This window comes from Paenibacillus nuruki, from assembly GCF_963311185.1.
Classification (GTDB): Bacteria; Bacillota; Bacilli; order Paenibacillales; family Paenibacillaceae; genus Saccharibacillus; species Saccharibacillus nuruki.
Genome location: NZ_OY725677.1, coordinates 73,967 through 91,372, shown reverse-complemented (window position 1 = coordinate 91,372; position 17,406 = coordinate 73,967). Strand labels below are relative to the sequence as shown.

Below are 17,406 nucleotides of genomic sequence, written 5' to 3'. Positions count from 1 at the left end.
AATAGGTAAACATAACTATAGTGAGTGAGCAACTTAGCAATGATAAGCGTTATAATCTGTAGGACGATCTGTCGATTATATTTACTTATTTATAGAGTATAAGCTTAATTATAGTCGTTATAAACTGGATTGTACACAACCGCATATTTTCATGAGATATATGTATCCATTTTGATATTACTAACGAATAATATTACTTTATCACTATATTTTAATTATCGGTTGCAGATGCTTTTTCATTTACTGATTTGAGCCAACTTATTGGACTTTTCCATACACGAATATTCATTTTTTTGGCGGTCGTCTTATTTACGATAGGCGATTGAGTAATCGCTTTGGTTCTAGGTTGAGCATGCTTTACATGTTCATCCAAAAACGGCAACACTTTCGCCCAGAAATGAGGATCTTTTTGTGAAGAACTATGTCCATTCGTATCTACAAATAATGTCTCAATCGGTGGTGTGACTTGCCCCATAACAAATTCTAATTCAGTCGGTGGAATAAAAGCGTCTCCGCGCGAATGGATCATCAGAATCGGCAAATCGGCTTCTTTACGTGCTTCATTGATCGAGAATACGGTATTTTTCTGTTGATATTCTTTGAGCGAAATATGAGAACGATAAAACCAGATTCTTGGAATAATATTAGCCATCGGAAATAGTGGTAGCCCCCGACGCTTAAATTCAGCTTCAAGTACACTCTCAAATTGAGCAGGCATTGAATCGGTAATAACAGCTCGTACAGGCAATCCATAAGGAAGCGACAAAATAGTACCCAGTCCACCCATAGAATGCCCTAACACTCCGATCCGCTGAGGATCAATCTCTGGAATATGTACAGCATAATCCAGTGCCGCCAAAATATCATCCCGAAATGTATATGCAGAAGGTGCTTCGATCGGTTCACTATGTCCATGACTACGCGCATCGTACATCAAAAGGGCATATCCTGCTTCCCATAATGGCTCAATATAGCGCAGTACCCGGGAACGATTAGAACCCCAACCATGAGCAATAATCATCAGTGGTGCAGATGTTGTAGAATTCATATGAGCTGTTGGATCTTTGATCGTGTTGTGATCTGTAGGATGTTGTTGATCTTCTTGTATTTTAGAAGGAATAAACCACCCTTGAATACGTAGACCGTCACTCACAAATTCAATATCTTGATAAGGCATCGCAGGCTTACGCTCTACCGGAATACGTTTGGGTGTTTGCGCTTTGACTGCTGTATTCCACACCATTCTTGTTCCTGCAAGTGCTAATACTGCTCCACTTACGCCACCAATTAACCAATACCGTTTATCCATCAGGGTTCCTCCTTTTTTTAATGTAAAAATCATGTATCTTATATTTGAAATGTATAATAGAATCCATTCCGCCGACACTTATTTAAACATATGTCTATTATTACACATTTGGTCTGAGATACTAAACCTTTATAAGAAAATAAGCCTAAGAAGTACACTTTGAAGTGTCTTTTAGGCTTATTTCTTGAAAAATTATATTATTATATATTTTTTTCCTAATAATTCCATATCTAGCAAACCATAAATTTAAATTCTAGAATTGGTTTATAAATAATTCCAAATATCATCACAGATTAGTTTATCAAATGTATTAATATGTTCTTTTAAAAAAAGATCTTTTTCCATTATGGGTCTTTTATCAAAATAGTAAACTCCATCTAAGGGGTTTAATTTGAGTGTATAACCCTTGAAACTTCCTGTTAAAAAAGTTTGACCTATTTTATATTCTCCCTCTTTTTTACTTGTTTTTCTTTGTACATCGTGAAGAAAAATAGCTATATGAGGAACTATTGTTTCTGTAAGCTTATTATACAAAAACTTGTCTACAAATACTTTTGCCAACCTGTCTTTGCTCGTAGTTTTAACAGAACCTATTAATTTGGGCTGATCTTCTTTTAAGGATTTCACAATTAAATCATGTTGATAATTCATGTCTATAACTTTTTTATTACCATCCATAATAGGAACCTTTACGGTTCCAGTTTTAGCATTAATACCAACTTGAATGAATAAAAGAAGAATCAAACGTTCAAATAAATCTCCAGTTATTTTTCTAGCAGTATTAGATTTACTTGCTGGTAAAGCATCTAGACCAAATCCTATAGATTGTTGGATTGTATACACAGAACGATTAATTATAGAACGATCTTCAATAACAGATTTTTCTCTATACAATTTTAAATTTGTTAAATCTTTTAAAAGTATATTTTTTGCAAATTCAAACTCTTCAATTGAATACAAAATTTTTGAGTTGAATGGTCGTGTAACTCTATAATCGACTTCTTTATTATATTGATAAAAATTATAATGATTCTCATTTTGAGAAACAATAGTAGCCTGTTTGTTTTTTTGAATATATTCTAAAAAATATGATGCATAATCAATAAAATCTTGAACGGTAGTAAAATTATTCTTATTCGTAACTTTATCAAGCATATCACTTAACAACTATATTCCTCCTGAGATATAAACCCACAAAATGTTTACTAGCTTTAATATCATCTTATTTTTTTCTTCTTTCTTCATTTTTCCTGTCGAACCAAAACCATTCTTGATCGCTTAATTTTTTAGCTTTTCTAATTCTATCAATTGCCCAAGTATTATATTCACTACTAAGATCACAGGCCATCCACTTTCTCCCTAGTTGTTCTGCTACTACAGCTGTAGTTCCTGACCCAGAAAAAGGATCAATTACTAAATCTCCACGGTTAGAAGACGCTAAAATAAATTTTCTTACAAGTTCTTCTGGTTTCTGAGTTTTATGAGGAGTCTTCTCATTCATACCATTACAAGTTGTTGGAACTTCTATCACATCTTTACCTTTCGCTCCCATTACATGTGGAATCCAATCGCTTTGTTTTTCACCTTTCCCATATTGGCTACTTAATGCTTGAGGATGAGTTGGGTACTTTAAAGTATGGTTTCCATAAGGAATACGAACAAAATCTTGATTCATTGTAAACTTAGTAGATTTACGAAAGTGAAGTAAACTCTCATGAGATCTACCAAAATCTTTTCCTAAGTTAGCCTTATTCTTATAATGCCACACTAACCACTTACAACCTTTAAAGTATTTTGATGCAGGATGTTTTAAATCAGCTAAAATTTCTGAAAATCCACAAATGTATAAACTACCATTACTCTTTAAAACCCTGGATGCTTCGACAATCCATTCCAGCGACCAATCAATATAAGCTTGTTGACTTTCAAACGTATCCCACTCTGCTTTCTTTATATTATAGGGAGGATCAGCAAATATTAAATCTACACTTTCATCATTTAAGCTTTTCAACCACTTTATAGAATCTCCTACGTACAACTGTCCATTTTCGTGTGAATAATGCAACAAGGGTTCAATGATAGCGTTACTGGGTATAAAATTAACTTTATCATTATTTTCTCTTAAATTTTTATTTATATGAACTGGAAAATTATTCATATTTTCAAAAATTATTTGTTCTGGTTCTTTTCTCAATTTAATCAACTCCTCTTAAGCACTTCAATAATAGCATAAAAAGAATAATTTTATGAAGTCGATTTTAATTTTAATACTTAACTAATATTGAAATTATTAGTTAAGTATGTCTTAGATTTTATCTATCCGCGAAAAGCCGCCAAACGTTTATTCAATTCAGCAGTCTGTCCATAAATATCCTGATAAATCGCAAACAACTGATCATACTTTTCAGCACGTTCCGGATCAGGTTGGTAAGACTTCGCGTGACGTAAAAATGCCGCTGCACAGTCTTGCAAAGACGGGAACCACCCGCTACCATAAGCCGCTAACATAGCCGCTCCCATAGCAGGCCCTTGTTCATTTTCTAAACGAACAATCTCGGCGTTAAAAATATCTGCTTGCATTTGTAACCAGGTCTCATTCTTCGCTCCGCCACCGATCGAGACGACAGAAGTGATACTTTTGCCTGATTCGCGTAAAATATCAATCGATTCCCTTAAAGAGAATGTAATTCCTTCCAATACAGCACGCGCAAAATGCGGTAACTTGTGCGCGGCATCAATACCGATAAAGCTTCCACGAATATCTGCATCCGGATGAGGTGTACGTTCACCTACGATATAAGGTGTAAATAACAGCCCTTCTGCACCTGCCGCCACATTGTTCACGCCATGCAATAACTGGTCAAATGAAAGGTCTTTGCCAAATGCACTGCGGAACCATTCTAGACTGTACCCTGCCGCAAGGGTAACACCCATAATATAAAAAGCATCTTGCTCGCTATGATTAAAGAAATGAACTTTCCCTGCAAAATCCAAATCTTTGCGTTCTTCATAAGACAGCACGACACCGGATGTACCGATACTGCACATCGTCTGTCCTTCACTTAGAATCCCTGCACCGATCGCACCACACGCATTATCTGCTCCACCACCATAGACGCGTGTATTTACACTCAATCCTGTCTGTTCAGCGACTTCCGGCAACAATCCACCTACATCATCAAATGATTCGATCAGACGCGGAAGCAACGACATAGGCAAATCAAAAGCTGAAGCGATCTTCTCACTCCACTGCTTACCGGTTACATCGAGTAACAATGTGCCTGCCGCATCAGAATAATCCATCGCTAGATCACCTGTTAACTGGTAACGCACATAATCTTTCGGTAGCAAAACTAATCGTGCCGCTTCCATATGCTCTGGCTCATTTTCCTGCACCCATAAGATTTTGGGCAATGTAAATCCTTCCAACGCTCGATTACGAGCAATCTGTAATAATTCATCACCTAACGTCTCTTCAATCCGGCGACACTGCTTACTGGTACGTGTATCATTCCACAAAATCGCTGGACGAATCACATGGTTGTCTTCATCCAATAACACCAATCCATGCATTTGCCCCGAAAAGCTTAACCCTTCAATTTCATCAGGCGATACTCCTGAAATCTCGACCAACCGACGGAGCGACGTTAGTGTCCCTTTGACCCAATCTTCAGGACTTTGCTCGCTATACCCTGCTTTGGGCTGAGATAACGGATACGATTCAGATGTCTCATAAGCAATATTCCCCTGCTTATCCACCAACACCGTCTTCATCGCACTCGTCCCCAAATCGACCCCAATTACATAACTCATCCTTACCCCTCCTTGTACATGTGTTTATGTTATATAGATTTCAAAATTCATAATTCTATTCACGTATCATTACAACAACAACTTTATTCTTACCATACTCATCTTGCCCTTCTACCCAAATCAAACCAAAAGCATTTTCCCAAAATGCTCACCTCATCAAAAAATGCCTCCCTCCCCACAAGGGAATAAGGGAGACATGCCTTTGACCTTATCTTTTGCTCTAATCTTATATCTTAATCCACAGTGACCACACGCTCAAGCGAAGAGAATCTATTCTTCTGAAAGAGCGAAGCGCTCGCCTTTAAGGTTGGATATCGACTGCCCAGCAGTCTACCCAAGATATCCAACCTTAAAGGCGACGACAAGAAGAATAAATTCTCGGAGCGCCTTAACTCCATCTCACTGCACCTACTATTTTCACAAACTAATCCTTAAAGTGTATCCGTTATTCCGTAACTAAATACTGATTAAGAACCGATTTCAACCACTCTTCACGACCGGATTCATTTGCACGAGGCGTTTCGTTATTGAGCGCATATTCTGCAAGCGAAGATAATGTTGCTTTACCACTCAACACATCTGCTCCAATACCTTCTTGGAAACTGCTGTACCGTTTGTCGATAAAGTCTTCGAATACACGATCTTCGATCAAGCGAGCTGCTGTTGTTAATCCTTTAGCAAAAGTATCCATACCAGCGATATGAGCTAAGAACAGATCTTCTGGCTCAAAGGAAGGACGACGGACTTTTGCATCAAAGTTAACGCCACCTTTGCCTAGACCGCCATTTTGCAACACTTCATACATCGTTAACGTCGCCGCATACAGATCTACCGGGAATTCATCCGTATCCCATCCGATTAATAGATCGCCCTGATTAGCATCCAGTGATCCCAACATGCCGTTGGTACGAGCAACACGTAGTTCATGTTGGAAATTATGACCTGCAAGCGTGGCATGGTTTGCTTCCAAGTTCAATTTGAAATGTTTATCCAGGCCATTTTTTTGCAAGAATGCAATCGTTGTGGCTGCATCAAAATCATATTGGTGTTTTGTTGGCTCTTTTGGTTTGGGTTCGATCAAGAATTGAGCATCGAACTGAATTTCTTTGGCATAATCAATTGCCATATGGAACATACGCGAGATATTATCTTGCTCTAGCGCATAGTCTGTATTAAGTAGTGTCTCATACCCTTCACGACCGCCCCAGAACACATAGTTTTCTGCTCCTAGACGTTTACCCACTTCAAGACCTTTTTTGATCTGAGCAGCTGCATGAGCGTACACATCTGCATTACTTGTAGAAGCTGCACCATGCATAAAGCGCGGGTTACTGAACATATTTGCGGTATTCCAAAGCAATTTTTTACCGGATTGCTTCATATATCCTTCTAAAAGGTCGACAATCGTATCAATATTGCTGTAAAATTCTCGCAAGCTATCTCCTTCAGGAGCGATATCCACATCATGGAAGCAGAAGTAAGGCATATCTAGCTTATCCATCAATTCAAATAGAGCTTCTGCACGAGCTTTGGCAAGATCAAGACCTGTATACGAATCCCAAGGACGCACTGCTGTATTCACACCAAACGGATCAGCTCCACCTGCAACCATCGTATGCCAGTAAGCCATACCAAAGCGCAAATGTTCTTCCATCGTTTTACCAGCGATCACTTGAGTCGGGTTATAAAATTTAAAAGCATATGGATTTTTGGATTGAACACCTTCGTAAGTAATTTTCTCAATATTTGCAAAGTAAGCCATCAATAAAATCCTCCTCTTATCATTCGTATGGAGATTGTTACAAAAATCTCTTTTAGAGCGACTTAACAAGCAGAGAAGGTGCGCCTAAAGTAGATCATCTAACAATCATTGGGCAGAACCATATTACTATTATGACCAAAAAGAAATCGTTTACATCGCTATCCTAACATATATGATATACTTTGTCTATCGGTTAAACAAAGTTAGTGAATAGTCATCTGAAAGGAAGAAAACCATGAAAATCACAGGTGATCAAGCACTGGTCAAAAAAATAAATAAATCGCTCGTGCTCGATAATATTCGCCAATATGCTCCACTCTCACGTACCCAAGTATCGCAATCTACAGGTCTTAACAAAGCGACCGTTTCCAATCTAGTACAGGAGCTAATCGATGATCAACTGGTGCTAGAATCCGGTCAAGGACAATCCAGTGGCGGACGTAAGCCACTCATTTTACTATTTAACAAAAATGCAGGCTATGCCGCAGGCGTCGAGATTACAGTGAATGAACTTATATTGATTTTGACTAATCTGGAAGGTGAAATTATTGCCAAATCGACAGCCTCTCTAGTCAGTCATCAAGTCTCAGATGTGATTGCGCAATTACAAGCAGAGGTAAATATATTATTGCAGCATCTACCTGATTCGATCCACGGAATTGTAGGTATGGGTGTAGGCGTACCGGGTATGGTGGATGAACAGGGAAATGTATTGTTTGCGCCCAATCTAGGATGGGAAGGTGTGGCTTTGCGGGAGCAATTAGAGCATCTTTTTCAGATTCCGGTGATTGTCGATAATGAAGCGAATGCGGGTGCACTCGGGGAATTGCAATTTGGCGCAGGCAGACAAGCACAACATCTGGTCTATGTCAGTGTAGGCACAGGAATAGGATCAGGAATTATTATTGAAGGCGAATTGTACAAAGGCTCGCGCGGTTATGCTGGGGAAACAGGGCATATGTCTGTGGAATCTTACGGTCTTCCCTGCTCTTGCGGTAGTCAGGGATGTTGGGAGTTGTATGCTTCTGAGCTTGCTTATGATCATGCGATCAAAGAACCGATTCCGGGTAGTACGACAGCCGATTGGGTCAGACGTGCTGAATTCGATGAACCGGAAGCCCGAGATTTATTTCAGAAAATAGGGGAGTATCTTGGTATCGGGATAACGAATCTGGTCAATGGGTTCAATCCTGAATTAGTCATTATCGGTGGACATATGAGACAAGCAGAACCTTGGATCGATCCTTACCTACAAGAAGTAGTGTCCAGACGCACTTTGCCTTATCACCGACAAAAATTAATGATTCAATATTCTGAATTAGGCGATCAATCGACTGTAATTGGTACAGCGTATATGGCAGTTTCGCAATTTCTAGGTCGGGTCAAAGTATCGATTTAATAGAGGTCAGACACATTTTTGATTAATTTTGGTATCAATTGTGAATTATTTATCTTAAATTTGACGTAAATTTGCCTTATTTTAGTGTAAAATCAGTTGCTCTTTCGGTCTATAATTTCGTTATGTGTTATGCAACACGAACGAATGTGAAACGGAGAGAGCTACCATGAATCTGTTGGGAACTGCCGACATTTCGCTGCCTTTTTACGTAATGTTGTTTTTATTTTCTTTTATTATCGTGCCATTAGTCAGCCTGAGTGTGTTTAACTTCTCACAAGCAAGACGCAAACAGGGCGTTTCCTTTTTGATTGCCGGTTTTGGATTCTTTATGATTTTTCGTGCGGTGACCCAGTTTTTGTTTTAGATACCACCTTAGTACTTGAATGAAAAAAACTTGAATAAAAAAACGTGATATCTGCTCAAGCAACTAGAGCTCATTTTTTGCACAGTATGATATCTTTCCTTTGTTATTATTGTTGCAGTCAACATCAAAAAAACGGCAACCCTTTATCCGGGCTACCGTTTATTTTTTTGCTTATTTTATGATTCTGCTAAAGCTTTGTTGAATTGAGTCATATTCATACCCATGATTTTGTATTCGCCGATCAATGTGACTGGAACTGCGCGTACACCCATGTTCCAAGCTTCTTCTGCATATTTTTCTTCCAATTCGATATTACGCTCTTCGAACTCAATACCTTTATCATTCAAAAAACTTTTCACCTGCTTGCAATGTGGGCAGTTTGTACTTGTATAAACGATCGCTTTTTCCATAATAATGTAACACTCCTTTGATTAAATTAGATTATGTAGATAGCAGAACATGAAGCGATTCTGCTATCTGTATACGTTATATATGTGAAGTTAGTGTAGATATTAACCCATAACGACTTCTTGATGTTCCAAAGCTTCGATAAATTTCTCACAGTCCATTGCAGCCATACATCCACTACCTGCTGCTGTAATCGCTTGGCGGTAACGAGTATCTTGCACATCACCACAAGCGAACACGCCTGGAATATTCGTTTCTGAAGTACCTGGATTCGATACGATATAACCATTGGCATCTGTCGTCAATTGATTATTTAAGAAACCTGTATTCGGATGGTGACCAATCGCTACGAACACGCCATGTGCAGGAATGATTTCTTCTTGTCCTGTGTTGTTGTTCATCACTTTAAGTCCTGTTACACCGCTATCGCCAGCAACGACTTCAAGTGGGTTTTGGTTCAAAGCCCATTCGATTTTGTCATTAGAACGAGCACGATCTTGCATGATTTTGGAAGCACGCAATTCTTCGCGACGGTGAACCAGCGTTACTTTAGAAGCAAAACGAGTTAAGAAGCTAGCTTCTTCTAGAGCAGAGTCTCCTCCACCCACAACTACAATTTCTTTACCACGGAAAAAGAATCCATCACACGTTGCGCAAGTACTTACACCGCGTCCGATATTATCTTGTTCGTTAGGAATACCCAAATATTTAGCTGTAGCTCCTGTGGAAATGATCAATGTCTCCGTTACCAATTCGCCCATGCCTTCGACTTGCAATTTGAACGGACGATCTGCCAAATCTACACTATTGACCCAACCTGTACGGAACTCTGCTCCAAAACGCTCTGCTTGTTTGCGCATGTTGTCCATCAATTCAGGACCCATAATTCCATCAGGGAAGCCCGGGAAATTTTCAACTTCTGTAGTTGTTGTTAATTGTCCACCCGGTTGTGGTCCTTCGATAATGAGTGGGCTAAGATTAGCACGAGCAAGATAGATAGCGGCTGTAAGTCCAGCAGGACCTGTTCCAACAATAATTGATTTATACATATTGAATTCCTCCATATTTTAAGATGAGTATGATCTCCACACTCAAATGATTGAGTATATGATAATAAAATTAGACATTATAGATAATTTTTACAATTAATTGCATACAATTTATAATCATTCTAAACTACTACCAATTATGAGGAAAATGGAGCTTATAGTCAAATGAAGTTTTCATGAAGGATACTTTCATTTATAACAAAAATATAACAAAAAGCCTGCATACTTCAACAATAGAAGTCTGCAAGCTTCGTGTATTAAACCTATAAAATGAGGATTAATCTTTATCTAAATGATGATGAATCGTTCCCCAGCCATAGCCTGCCTCTGGAGACATATCTTCAGGCATACCGGGCAAAATCAGACCGCCATCTACACGCAAATTAATACCTGTGATATAAGAAGCTTCTTCTGAAGATAACCATGCTACGGCTTCGCCAATATCAGCCGGTGTGCCCATACGACCCAGTGGAATTTTGCGACCTAGAGGTTCTTTAATCGCATCTTGTTCAAGTCGATTGACTGTAGCCCCCGGGCCGACACAATTGACTCGTATCCCGTAAGGAGCAAATTCAAGCGCAAATGAAGAGGCTGATCGAATAAGAGCTGCTTTCATCCCTCCATAGATACTATCTGTAGGGTACGCTCGTTCAGCACGAGAAGAAGTAATAAAGATAATATTGCCTGCAATTTCTTGATCAATCATCGCTTGAGCTGCAAATTTGGAAGCCAGTATTGGTGCACGATAATTCAAATGAATCGAGTGATCCAGATTCTTCATTTCCAAATCAAGCAAGGCTGAACCGATCCCTCCACCTGCATTGTTCACCAGTAGATCAATACGTCCGAAATGCTCTAACGTCTGCTTCACAATCGATTCCGGCTGATCCGGTTGAGTCAGATCGGTCTGAATGGCAAATGGCTGTGCTCCATAAATATGGGATAATTCTTGAGTAACGTTATCAATATCATCCGAGTCTGAATGATAGGTAAGTGCAATGCGATATCCTTTATGAGCAAGTACTTTGGCAATGCCTCGTCCAAGCCCGATCCCTGCTCCAGTAATCAATGCTACTTTCCGATTGCGATGATGTAGTAATTGAGTCATGATATCCTCCTTCTTGGTATTCCTATCTGCTTCTTCATATAGCTGTTAAGAAGAATTAAACATGAACTTAAAGTATGAAGCTTATCTATGACGATAGCAATCATTTAATATTTTGCCACATTCTACAAAAAAAACAGCCTTAGGATCAAGGCTGTTCTTCAAAATATATTTAAAGATGGTAAATAAGATCTCTATAACTGTTTAGATAACCCTCTCATAATATAAGGGCGAACAATATCTAACAATAAGTCGGCATGGCTATTCTTCTCCAACCTAAACCATTGATAAGTAGCACTATAAATTGCTGAACTTGTGATCGCTGCTAGAATCTCTATATACTGATGATTTTCCTTTTCTTTTGATAATATATCTTCAATTGTTTTTTGTAGCATACCTTTGATTTGGCTATCTACTAGAGTAGCAATTGATTTGGAATCCAGCCTGCATGTCTGATGAAAATCTACAATGTAACGATAAGTAAGCAAGATGATCTGGTCTCCTATTTCTTCTGTCAATGCCTCTGCATGTATTACCTGTTCAGGAATCATCTCTTTGAAAGCTTGCTCTATAACCTCATCCAGTAGTGCATATTTATCTTCATAATGAGTATAGAATGTAGCACGATTAATCGTAGCTTTTTGAGCAATATCTTTTATCGTTATCGACTCAAATTGAATACTCTGCAACAACTCTATGAAAGACTCTCGAATTAACTGTCTTGTACGCAAAACTCTCGGATCTTGTTGTTTTTCCATATCATGAACACCTTCTTAGACATCAGACTTCAGAATATGTTGTTTATACAACTTTTCACTGCATCTGTCGATTGAAATCATCATTAGACAACACTATTATTTTATCAGACAGATATGGCATGAGCAATCTGTAACTATGATTTGCAGAGAGGGAGAATGTAATTGAATATAGCTAAAGATAGAATCTTGATATTTGGCGCTGGCGTGGTTGGCAGTATATATGCACTTCGATTGGCTCAGTATGGAGTAGATGTTACTGTATTAGCCAGAGGCGAAAGGTTAAAAGATTTACAACACCATGGCTTGCGATACAATGACAGCGGAACGATCAAGCACATTTCTATCCCAACGATTGAACAGCTTGCTGACGATGATATTTATGATTTTATCCTTGTTCCTGTACGTTATGATCAAGCCGAGTCTGCTCTTGCTGTGCTTAAAAACAACCAGAGCCAAACTATTGTTACCCTGACTAACACTGTTGGATATGATGCGTGGCTTGATCTTGTTGGTGATCGATTACTGCCGGGGTTCCCGGGTGCAGGCGGAGATCTCAAAAATGGTGTTTTATATGCCCAATTTAGCACTGAAAAGCATCAAGGAACTATTTTTGGTGAAATAGATGGAACACAAACTGAAAGAGTAACCCAGCTTGCTCAACTTTTCAAATTAGTAGATTTACATTACGATATCCAGTCAAATATTCAGGCTTTCCATATTTCGCATACTGCCATAGCTATTGCTAATAAGCATTTCTACACCAAGGATGGAATCGTAGATATCGACACTGCAAGAAATGAACAGACATTACTCCAGATAGCTACAGCAATCAAACAAAATCTTCGTTTGGTTGAACAAGCTCATATTCCGATTATTCCAGCCGAAACAAAGATATTAACAGAATGGTCAGATAGCCAAATTATTTCCTTGTACCAGCAGATGCTAAATGATGCTTTTATTATGGATGCTATACTTGGCGATCATGCAGTCAATCAGAAAGCAGAAACCTTATTATTGCAGGAAGCGTTTAACCAGACATTAGCTAGACAAGTCTATTAACTCAATAGATTTTCGCCATTTATTTTACATTTATACAAAAAGAACAGCCCTTGATATACGGCTGTTCTTTCAGAGGAGGAAATCGAAAAATGGTAGTCGATCACCTATTAAGATTGTACGTTTTGCCAGATTTGACGCATATATAATGAAGCTTGTGGAAGGTCTTCTAACGGTACACCTTCCAGTGAAATATCGATATGTGGCTTATACTGCTTAAGCAAGCGGAAAAATAACGGATAATCCAGTATACCGGTGCCTGCTGTACGATAAGGCTTACTACCATCTGGTGCAAAATCAAAATCTTTCGCATGGATTAACAACATACGATCTGCTAATTGTTCAAATGTATCCCGCAGAAAAGCTTCTTGATTCTCCAGATGCTCTATTTTCATCATATTACAAGGATCAAAAAGCATTCCAATCGCTGTTGTAGGAATATCTTCTATTAATTGAGTCATTAGCTCAGTCGAGTGAAGCGTATGATCAGCAACAGGTTCTATTGCCATATGTACGCCCCATTTATCTGCTTCTTCTGCTAGTTCAGACATGGTTTCTTGTAGAACACGCCAACCCACTTCAGCATAACGTTCTGGCTCGGATGCTTGATATGTCGTATATCCGCCTGTTTCCGTAGCGACCATACTACAGCCAAAGTCACGTGCATATCGTAAATGTTCTTTGAATCGTTCGATGCCATGACGACGTTCACTAAGATCAGGATGAACAGGATCAATATAACAACCCAGTACAGCAATCCGTACACCCTGACGATCAAACTGTTCAGCAATATGATTCGCAAGCCCCGGGCTTAATCGACCATTAGACGTATCGATATCTGAGATCGCTTTGGCAAGTGCTAACTGAACCGAAGTGAATCCACCTTCAGATACTTTAGCAGCTAGTTCGGTGAGCGGTAATTGTCCATAGATATGTGCAAGTACTCCTTGTTTCATCATCACACTGCCTTTCTTGGGTTCATTCTAGCATCTACATTCTGCTGAAATTAATGATGATAAAGTTCCAATTAACGCGCCATCCATCCGCCATCTACACAAATAACATGCCCGTTCAGATAATCAGACGCTTTGGATGCCAAAAAGACGACCGGCCCTTGCATATCTGCGGCAGTTCCCCAACGACCGGCTGGTATACGATCTGTAATCGCATCGAATCGTGCAGGATCAGCAACAATCGGTGCTGTGTTATCAGTCAACATATAGCCCGGTGCAATCGCATTAATCTGAATCCCTTTGCTTGCCCATTCATTGGCTAAGGCTTTGGTAATGCCTGCTACACCATGCTTACTTGCGGTATAACCCGGTACATTAATACCACCTTGATACGATAACATCGAAGCTACACTGATAATTTTACCGCTTCCTTGCTCAATCATATGGCGACCAACCAATTGAGATAGATAGAACACCGTCTCCAAGTTGATATCAATCACATCTGCAAAATCTTTCCACGGATGTTCAACCGCTGGAGCACGTCGGATAATCCCTGCGTTGTTAACCAGAATATCGATTTTGCCTTTAAAAGCTAACGCTTGATGGACTACATCTTCTAACGTATCATGCTTGCTCAGATCCGCTTCGATCTCAAGCGCTTCACGTCCTAAAGCTTGTACTTTATCAACCGTATCTTTACTACTCGAATACGAGACCGAGATAATATCTGCGCCTGCTTGAGCAAGCCCTAGTGCCATTCCTTGTCCTAGACCCCCGCTTGATCCCGTCACTAGAGCTACTTTACCCGTCAAATCAAAACTATTCATGAATATAATCATCCTCTCTTCACAAGCGAATTACTTTAAGCGATATCCAGTGGAATATTAGATTGTTGGAAATGAGCTACTTGCTCGGTAGACAAACCGCTATCGGTAATAATCATATCGAGCTGTTGGCAAGTCGCAAATGTCCACAATGCAAATTGTCCGAACTTTTGATGATCGACCACACCATAGACGTGTTGCGCTGTTTCGACCAATGCTTTTTTGAAAGGAACCAGATCACCGGTATAGATCGACAATCCAAATTCAGGATGAAGAGCTGTCGATGATACAAATGCTTTGTGAATATTAAGCCCCCGTACATACTCTACCGCTTGCGAACTGATCAACATATTTCGTGTCCGTTCTCCGCCCGGTACAACCAACCGTACTTGTTCACGCTTCGCCAGTTCACTTAAGATAAATAGATCATTAGTGACTACGGTTAATGGAAAAGAAGGCAGTCTTTTGGCGATCTCAAGCGTGGTACTGCCTCCATCTAACGCAATAATATCGTTCGGTTGAATATAGCGAAGGGCTCGCTCTGCGATTTCTTTTTTTTCAGGCATATGCTTAGTATTCGTCCCTTGACCGGATAGAATACCATATTGATCATTCTGTGCCAGAACCGCTCCGCCATGAACACGAGTTAATAATCCCATATCTTCAAGCTTGGCTAAATCTTCACGAATCGTTTTACCAGTTACATTCATCATCTCACTCAATTGACTAACCGTTACTTCTTGATGAGATATTAATATTTCCATAATGCGTTCATGACGCTTTAATGCACTCATAATTCCCCCGTCCCTTCCAGTATCATTCCGGAATGGTTTTGGGTTTATTTTAAATCTTTCATAGCAACCGCGTCCATATCATCGAACGTTTGATTTTCTCCAGCCATTGCCCAGCAGAATGTATAATTGCTTGTACCGACACCACTGTGGATCGACCAGCTTGGAGAAATCGCTACTTGTCCATCACGTACAACAAGGTGTTTGGTATTTTGCGGTTCGCCCATAAAGTGGAACACAGTCGCATTCTCATCCAAGTTGAAATACAGATACACTTCTGAACGACGGTTATGAGTATGACAAGGCATTGTATTCCACATATTACCGGGAGCAAGTTCTGTAATCCCCATCACTAACTGACAGCTTTTGATACCGCCTTGATGAATATATTTATAAATGGTACGCTCGTTCGATGTTTTGATATCTCCCAGATGACTAGGTGTAGCATCTTCTTGCGTTGATTTTACGGTTGGATATTGATGATGAGCTGGTGTGGATACAAAGTAAAATTTAGCAGGTTCATTACCACTACCTGAAAAAGTAACTTCTTTGGTACCCAGTCCAATATACAGACATTCTTTAGCAGCTACTTCATATTCCTGACCATCTGCGGTTACTTTACCGGGAGCTCCAATATTGATAATCCCAATCTCACGACGCTCTAAAAAAAAGTCTGTTCCAATATCTTTAAGATTTACTTCTAATTTGATCTCTTTGGACGCAGGAACAGCCGAACCTACAATATAACGATCCACATGGCTGTAAACGGTTACAAGTTCATCGGTTTGAAATAAAGATTCGATCAAAAATTCTTCACGTAGTCGATTGGTATCAAAAGATTTCACATCGTTCGGGTGAGACACATAGCGGTTTTCCATTAGTAGTCATCCTCTCAATAAGTGCAATTTTTTATACTTTACGTTCATATAAGTTCATTTTAGTTCATATCGTTCATTTTGTGAAGAGATTAATCTTACTTTTTGGATTTTTTTTCAAATTCGTTTATATAATCCTAATTCCGTTGATGGTAAGATCGACGAGAGATGAACGATTTGCTGTTCATCTATTCTTCATATTGATCTGATATGATAGTTTAAGCACTTGGCATACTATTTCTAATTACATTTAAAGGAGCGTTACAATATGGTACGTATTTTGATCGCTGATGATGATCCTTCCATTTTGGAATTAATTCATATGTATTTAAGCCGTGAAGGATATAGTGTGCATACCGCACGAGACGGCAAAGAAGCATTCGATATGCTTGGCAATGGCAAATGGGATCTGATTATTCTCGATGTGATGATGCCTCATATGGATGGGTGGCAACTGACTCAAGATATTCGTCGTTATTATGGAGATGTACCGATTCTACTGGTCACGGCTAAAGGGGAATCTGAAGATAAGATTAAAGGATTCCGCTTAGGAACAGACGATTATTTAGCGAAGCCTTTTGTCGCAGAAGAATTGGTGATGCGTGTCAAAGCATTATTGCGACGCTATCGTATTTTTTCAGGAGAATCGCTGTCGATAGGCAATGTAAGACTGGATGCTTCGACCAAAGAAGCCGATACGAATGGCAGTCTACAAGCCTTACCTGCCAAAGAATTTGATCTATTGTATACACTTGCTGGATTCCCAGGGCAAATCTTTACACGTGATCAATTGATCGAGAAGATCTGGGGACATGATTACGATGGGGATGAGCGTACGGTCGATGTGCATATCAAGCGTCTACGTGATCGTTTTACAGAAGCAAATGGATTTGCGATCCAGACAATTCGGGGTATTGGTTACCGGATTGAGGTGAAATAA

At 39.3% G+C, this 17,406-nt stretch carries 17 protein-coding genes; 4 read left to right on the top strand and 13 right to left on the bottom strand.

Annotated elements, in window-relative coordinates:
• Nucleotides 1–211: 211 nt before the first annotated feature.
• From RCP16_RS00445 to xylA, 5 genes are all read right to left on the bottom strand, one after another.
• Nucleotides 212–1,309: an alpha/beta hydrolase gene (locus RCP16_RS00445; RefSeq protein WP_308641414.1), complete on the bottom strand. Its 1,098-nt coding sequence runs from the start codon at nucleotides 1,307–1,309 to the stop codon at nucleotides 212–214.
• 264 nt (nucleotides 1,310–1,573) lie between these two features.
• Nucleotides 1,574–2,476 (bottom strand): hypothetical protein, encoded by a 903-nt coding sequence (locus tag RCP16_RS00440; protein WP_308641413.1) that lies wholly within the window; start codon nucleotides 2,474–2,476, stop codon nucleotides 1,574–1,576.
• Between the two features lie 55 nt (nucleotides 2,477–2,531).
• Nucleotides 2,532–3,503 (bottom strand): DNA-methyltransferase, encoded by a 972-nt coding sequence (locus RCP16_RS00435; RefSeq protein ID WP_308641412.1) that lies wholly within the window; start codon nucleotides 3,501–3,503, stop codon nucleotides 2,532–2,534.
• Nucleotides 3,504–3,625: 122 nt separating this feature from the next.
• On the bottom strand, nucleotides 3,626–5,122 hold the full coding sequence (gene xylB, locus RCP16_RS00430; RefSeq protein ID WP_308641411.1) for a xylulokinase: 1,497 nt from the start codon (nucleotides 5,120–5,122) through the stop codon (nucleotides 3,626–3,628).
• Between the two features lie 445 nt (nucleotides 5,123–5,567).
• A complete protein-coding gene (xylA, locus tag RCP16_RS00425; protein WP_069325632.1) occupies nucleotides 5,568–6,884 on the bottom strand; it encodes a xylose isomerase in 1,317 nt (438 codons plus the stop codon).
• 235 nt (nucleotides 6,885–7,119) lie between these two features.
• On the opposite strand from xylA, the gene RCP16_RS00420 reads away from it, so the two are divergent.
• Nucleotides 7,120–8,283 (top strand): ROK family protein, encoded by a 1,164-nt coding sequence (locus tag RCP16_RS00420; protein ID WP_308641410.1) that lies wholly within the window; start codon nucleotides 7,120–7,122, stop codon nucleotides 8,281–8,283.
• A gap of 166 nt (nucleotides 8,284–8,449) precedes the next feature.
• Nucleotides 8,450–8,647 (top strand): hypothetical protein, encoded by a 198-nt coding sequence (locus tag RCP16_RS00415; protein ID WP_069325634.1) that lies wholly within the window; start codon nucleotides 8,450–8,452, stop codon nucleotides 8,645–8,647.
• A gap of 176 nt (nucleotides 8,648–8,823) precedes the next feature.
• Here the strand turns inward: RCP16_RS00415 and RCP16_RS00410 are convergent, their stop codons facing one another.
• The 4 genes from RCP16_RS00410 to RCP16_RS00395 form a co-directional block, all read right to left on the bottom strand.
• Nucleotides 8,824–9,057 carry a glutaredoxin family protein gene (locus tag RCP16_RS00410; protein WP_308641409.1) on the bottom strand — a complete coding sequence of 78 codons (234 nt, stop codon included), beginning with the start codon at nucleotides 9,055–9,057 and terminating at the stop codon, nucleotides 8,824–8,826.
• Nucleotides 9,058–9,159: 102 nt separating this feature from the next.
• Nucleotides 9,160–10,104: a thioredoxin-disulfide reductase gene (gene trxB / locus RCP16_RS00405; protein ID WP_069325636.1), complete on the bottom strand. Its 945-nt coding sequence runs from the start codon at nucleotides 10,102–10,104 to the stop codon at nucleotides 9,160–9,162.
• A 277-nt stretch (nucleotides 10,105–10,381) separates the two neighbouring features.
• Complete coding sequence (locus RCP16_RS00400; RefSeq protein ID WP_069325637.1) at nucleotides 10,382–11,212, bottom strand: SDR family NAD(P)-dependent oxidoreductase; 831 nt, start codon at nucleotides 11,210–11,212, stop codon at nucleotides 10,382–10,384.
• Nucleotides 11,213–11,403: 191 nt separating this feature from the next.
• Nucleotides 11,404–11,967 carry a TetR/AcrR family transcriptional regulator gene (locus tag RCP16_RS00395; RefSeq protein WP_069325638.1) on the bottom strand — a complete coding sequence of 188 codons (564 nt, stop codon included), beginning with the start codon at nucleotides 11,965–11,967 and terminating at the stop codon, nucleotides 11,404–11,406.
• Nucleotides 11,968–12,129: 162 nt separating this feature from the next.
• Between RCP16_RS00395 and RCP16_RS00390 the strand changes: the two genes are divergently transcribed.
• Nucleotides 12,130–13,026, top strand: a complete 897-nt coding sequence (locus tag RCP16_RS00390; protein WP_069325639.1) for a ketopantoate reductase family protein — start codon at nucleotides 12,130–12,132, stop codon at nucleotides 13,024–13,026.
• Nucleotides 13,027–13,133: 107 nt separating this feature from the next.
• On the opposite strand, the gene RCP16_RS00385 is transcribed toward RCP16_RS00390, so the two are convergent.
• From RCP16_RS00385 to kduI, 4 genes are all read right to left on the bottom strand, one after another.
• On the bottom strand, nucleotides 13,134–13,982 hold the full coding sequence (locus RCP16_RS00385) for a sugar phosphate isomerase/epimerase family protein (protein ID WP_137225287.1): 849 nt from the start codon (nucleotides 13,980–13,982) through the stop codon (nucleotides 13,134–13,136).
• Nucleotides 13,983–14,050: 68 nt separating this feature from the next.
• The gene (kduD, locus tag RCP16_RS00380; RefSeq protein WP_137225285.1) at nucleotides 14,051–14,803 is read right to left on the bottom strand and encodes a 2-dehydro-3-deoxy-D-gluconate 5-dehydrogenase KduD; all 753 of its coding nucleotides are present in this window, start codon (nucleotides 14,801–14,803) and stop codon (nucleotides 14,051–14,053) included.
• A gap of 35 nt (nucleotides 14,804–14,838) precedes the next feature.
• The gene (locus RCP16_RS00375; RefSeq protein ID WP_308641408.1) at nucleotides 14,839–15,594 is read right to left on the bottom strand and encodes a DeoR/GlpR family DNA-binding transcription regulator; all 756 of its coding nucleotides are present in this window, start codon (nucleotides 15,592–15,594) and stop codon (nucleotides 14,839–14,841) included.
• A 44-nt stretch (nucleotides 15,595–15,638) separates the two neighbouring features.
• The gene (gene kduI, locus RCP16_RS00370; protein WP_069325643.1) at nucleotides 15,639–16,469 is read right to left on the bottom strand and encodes a 5-dehydro-4-deoxy-D-glucuronate isomerase; all 831 of its coding nucleotides are present in this window, start codon (nucleotides 16,467–16,469) and stop codon (nucleotides 15,639–15,641) included.
• A 265-nt stretch (nucleotides 16,470–16,734) separates the two neighbouring features.
• Between kduI and RCP16_RS00365 the strand changes: the two genes are divergently transcribed.
• Nucleotides 16,735–17,406, top strand: coding sequence for a response regulator transcription factor (locus RCP16_RS00365; RefSeq protein ID WP_273592432.1), 672 nt, complete (start codon nucleotides 16,735–16,737; stop codon nucleotides 17,404–17,406).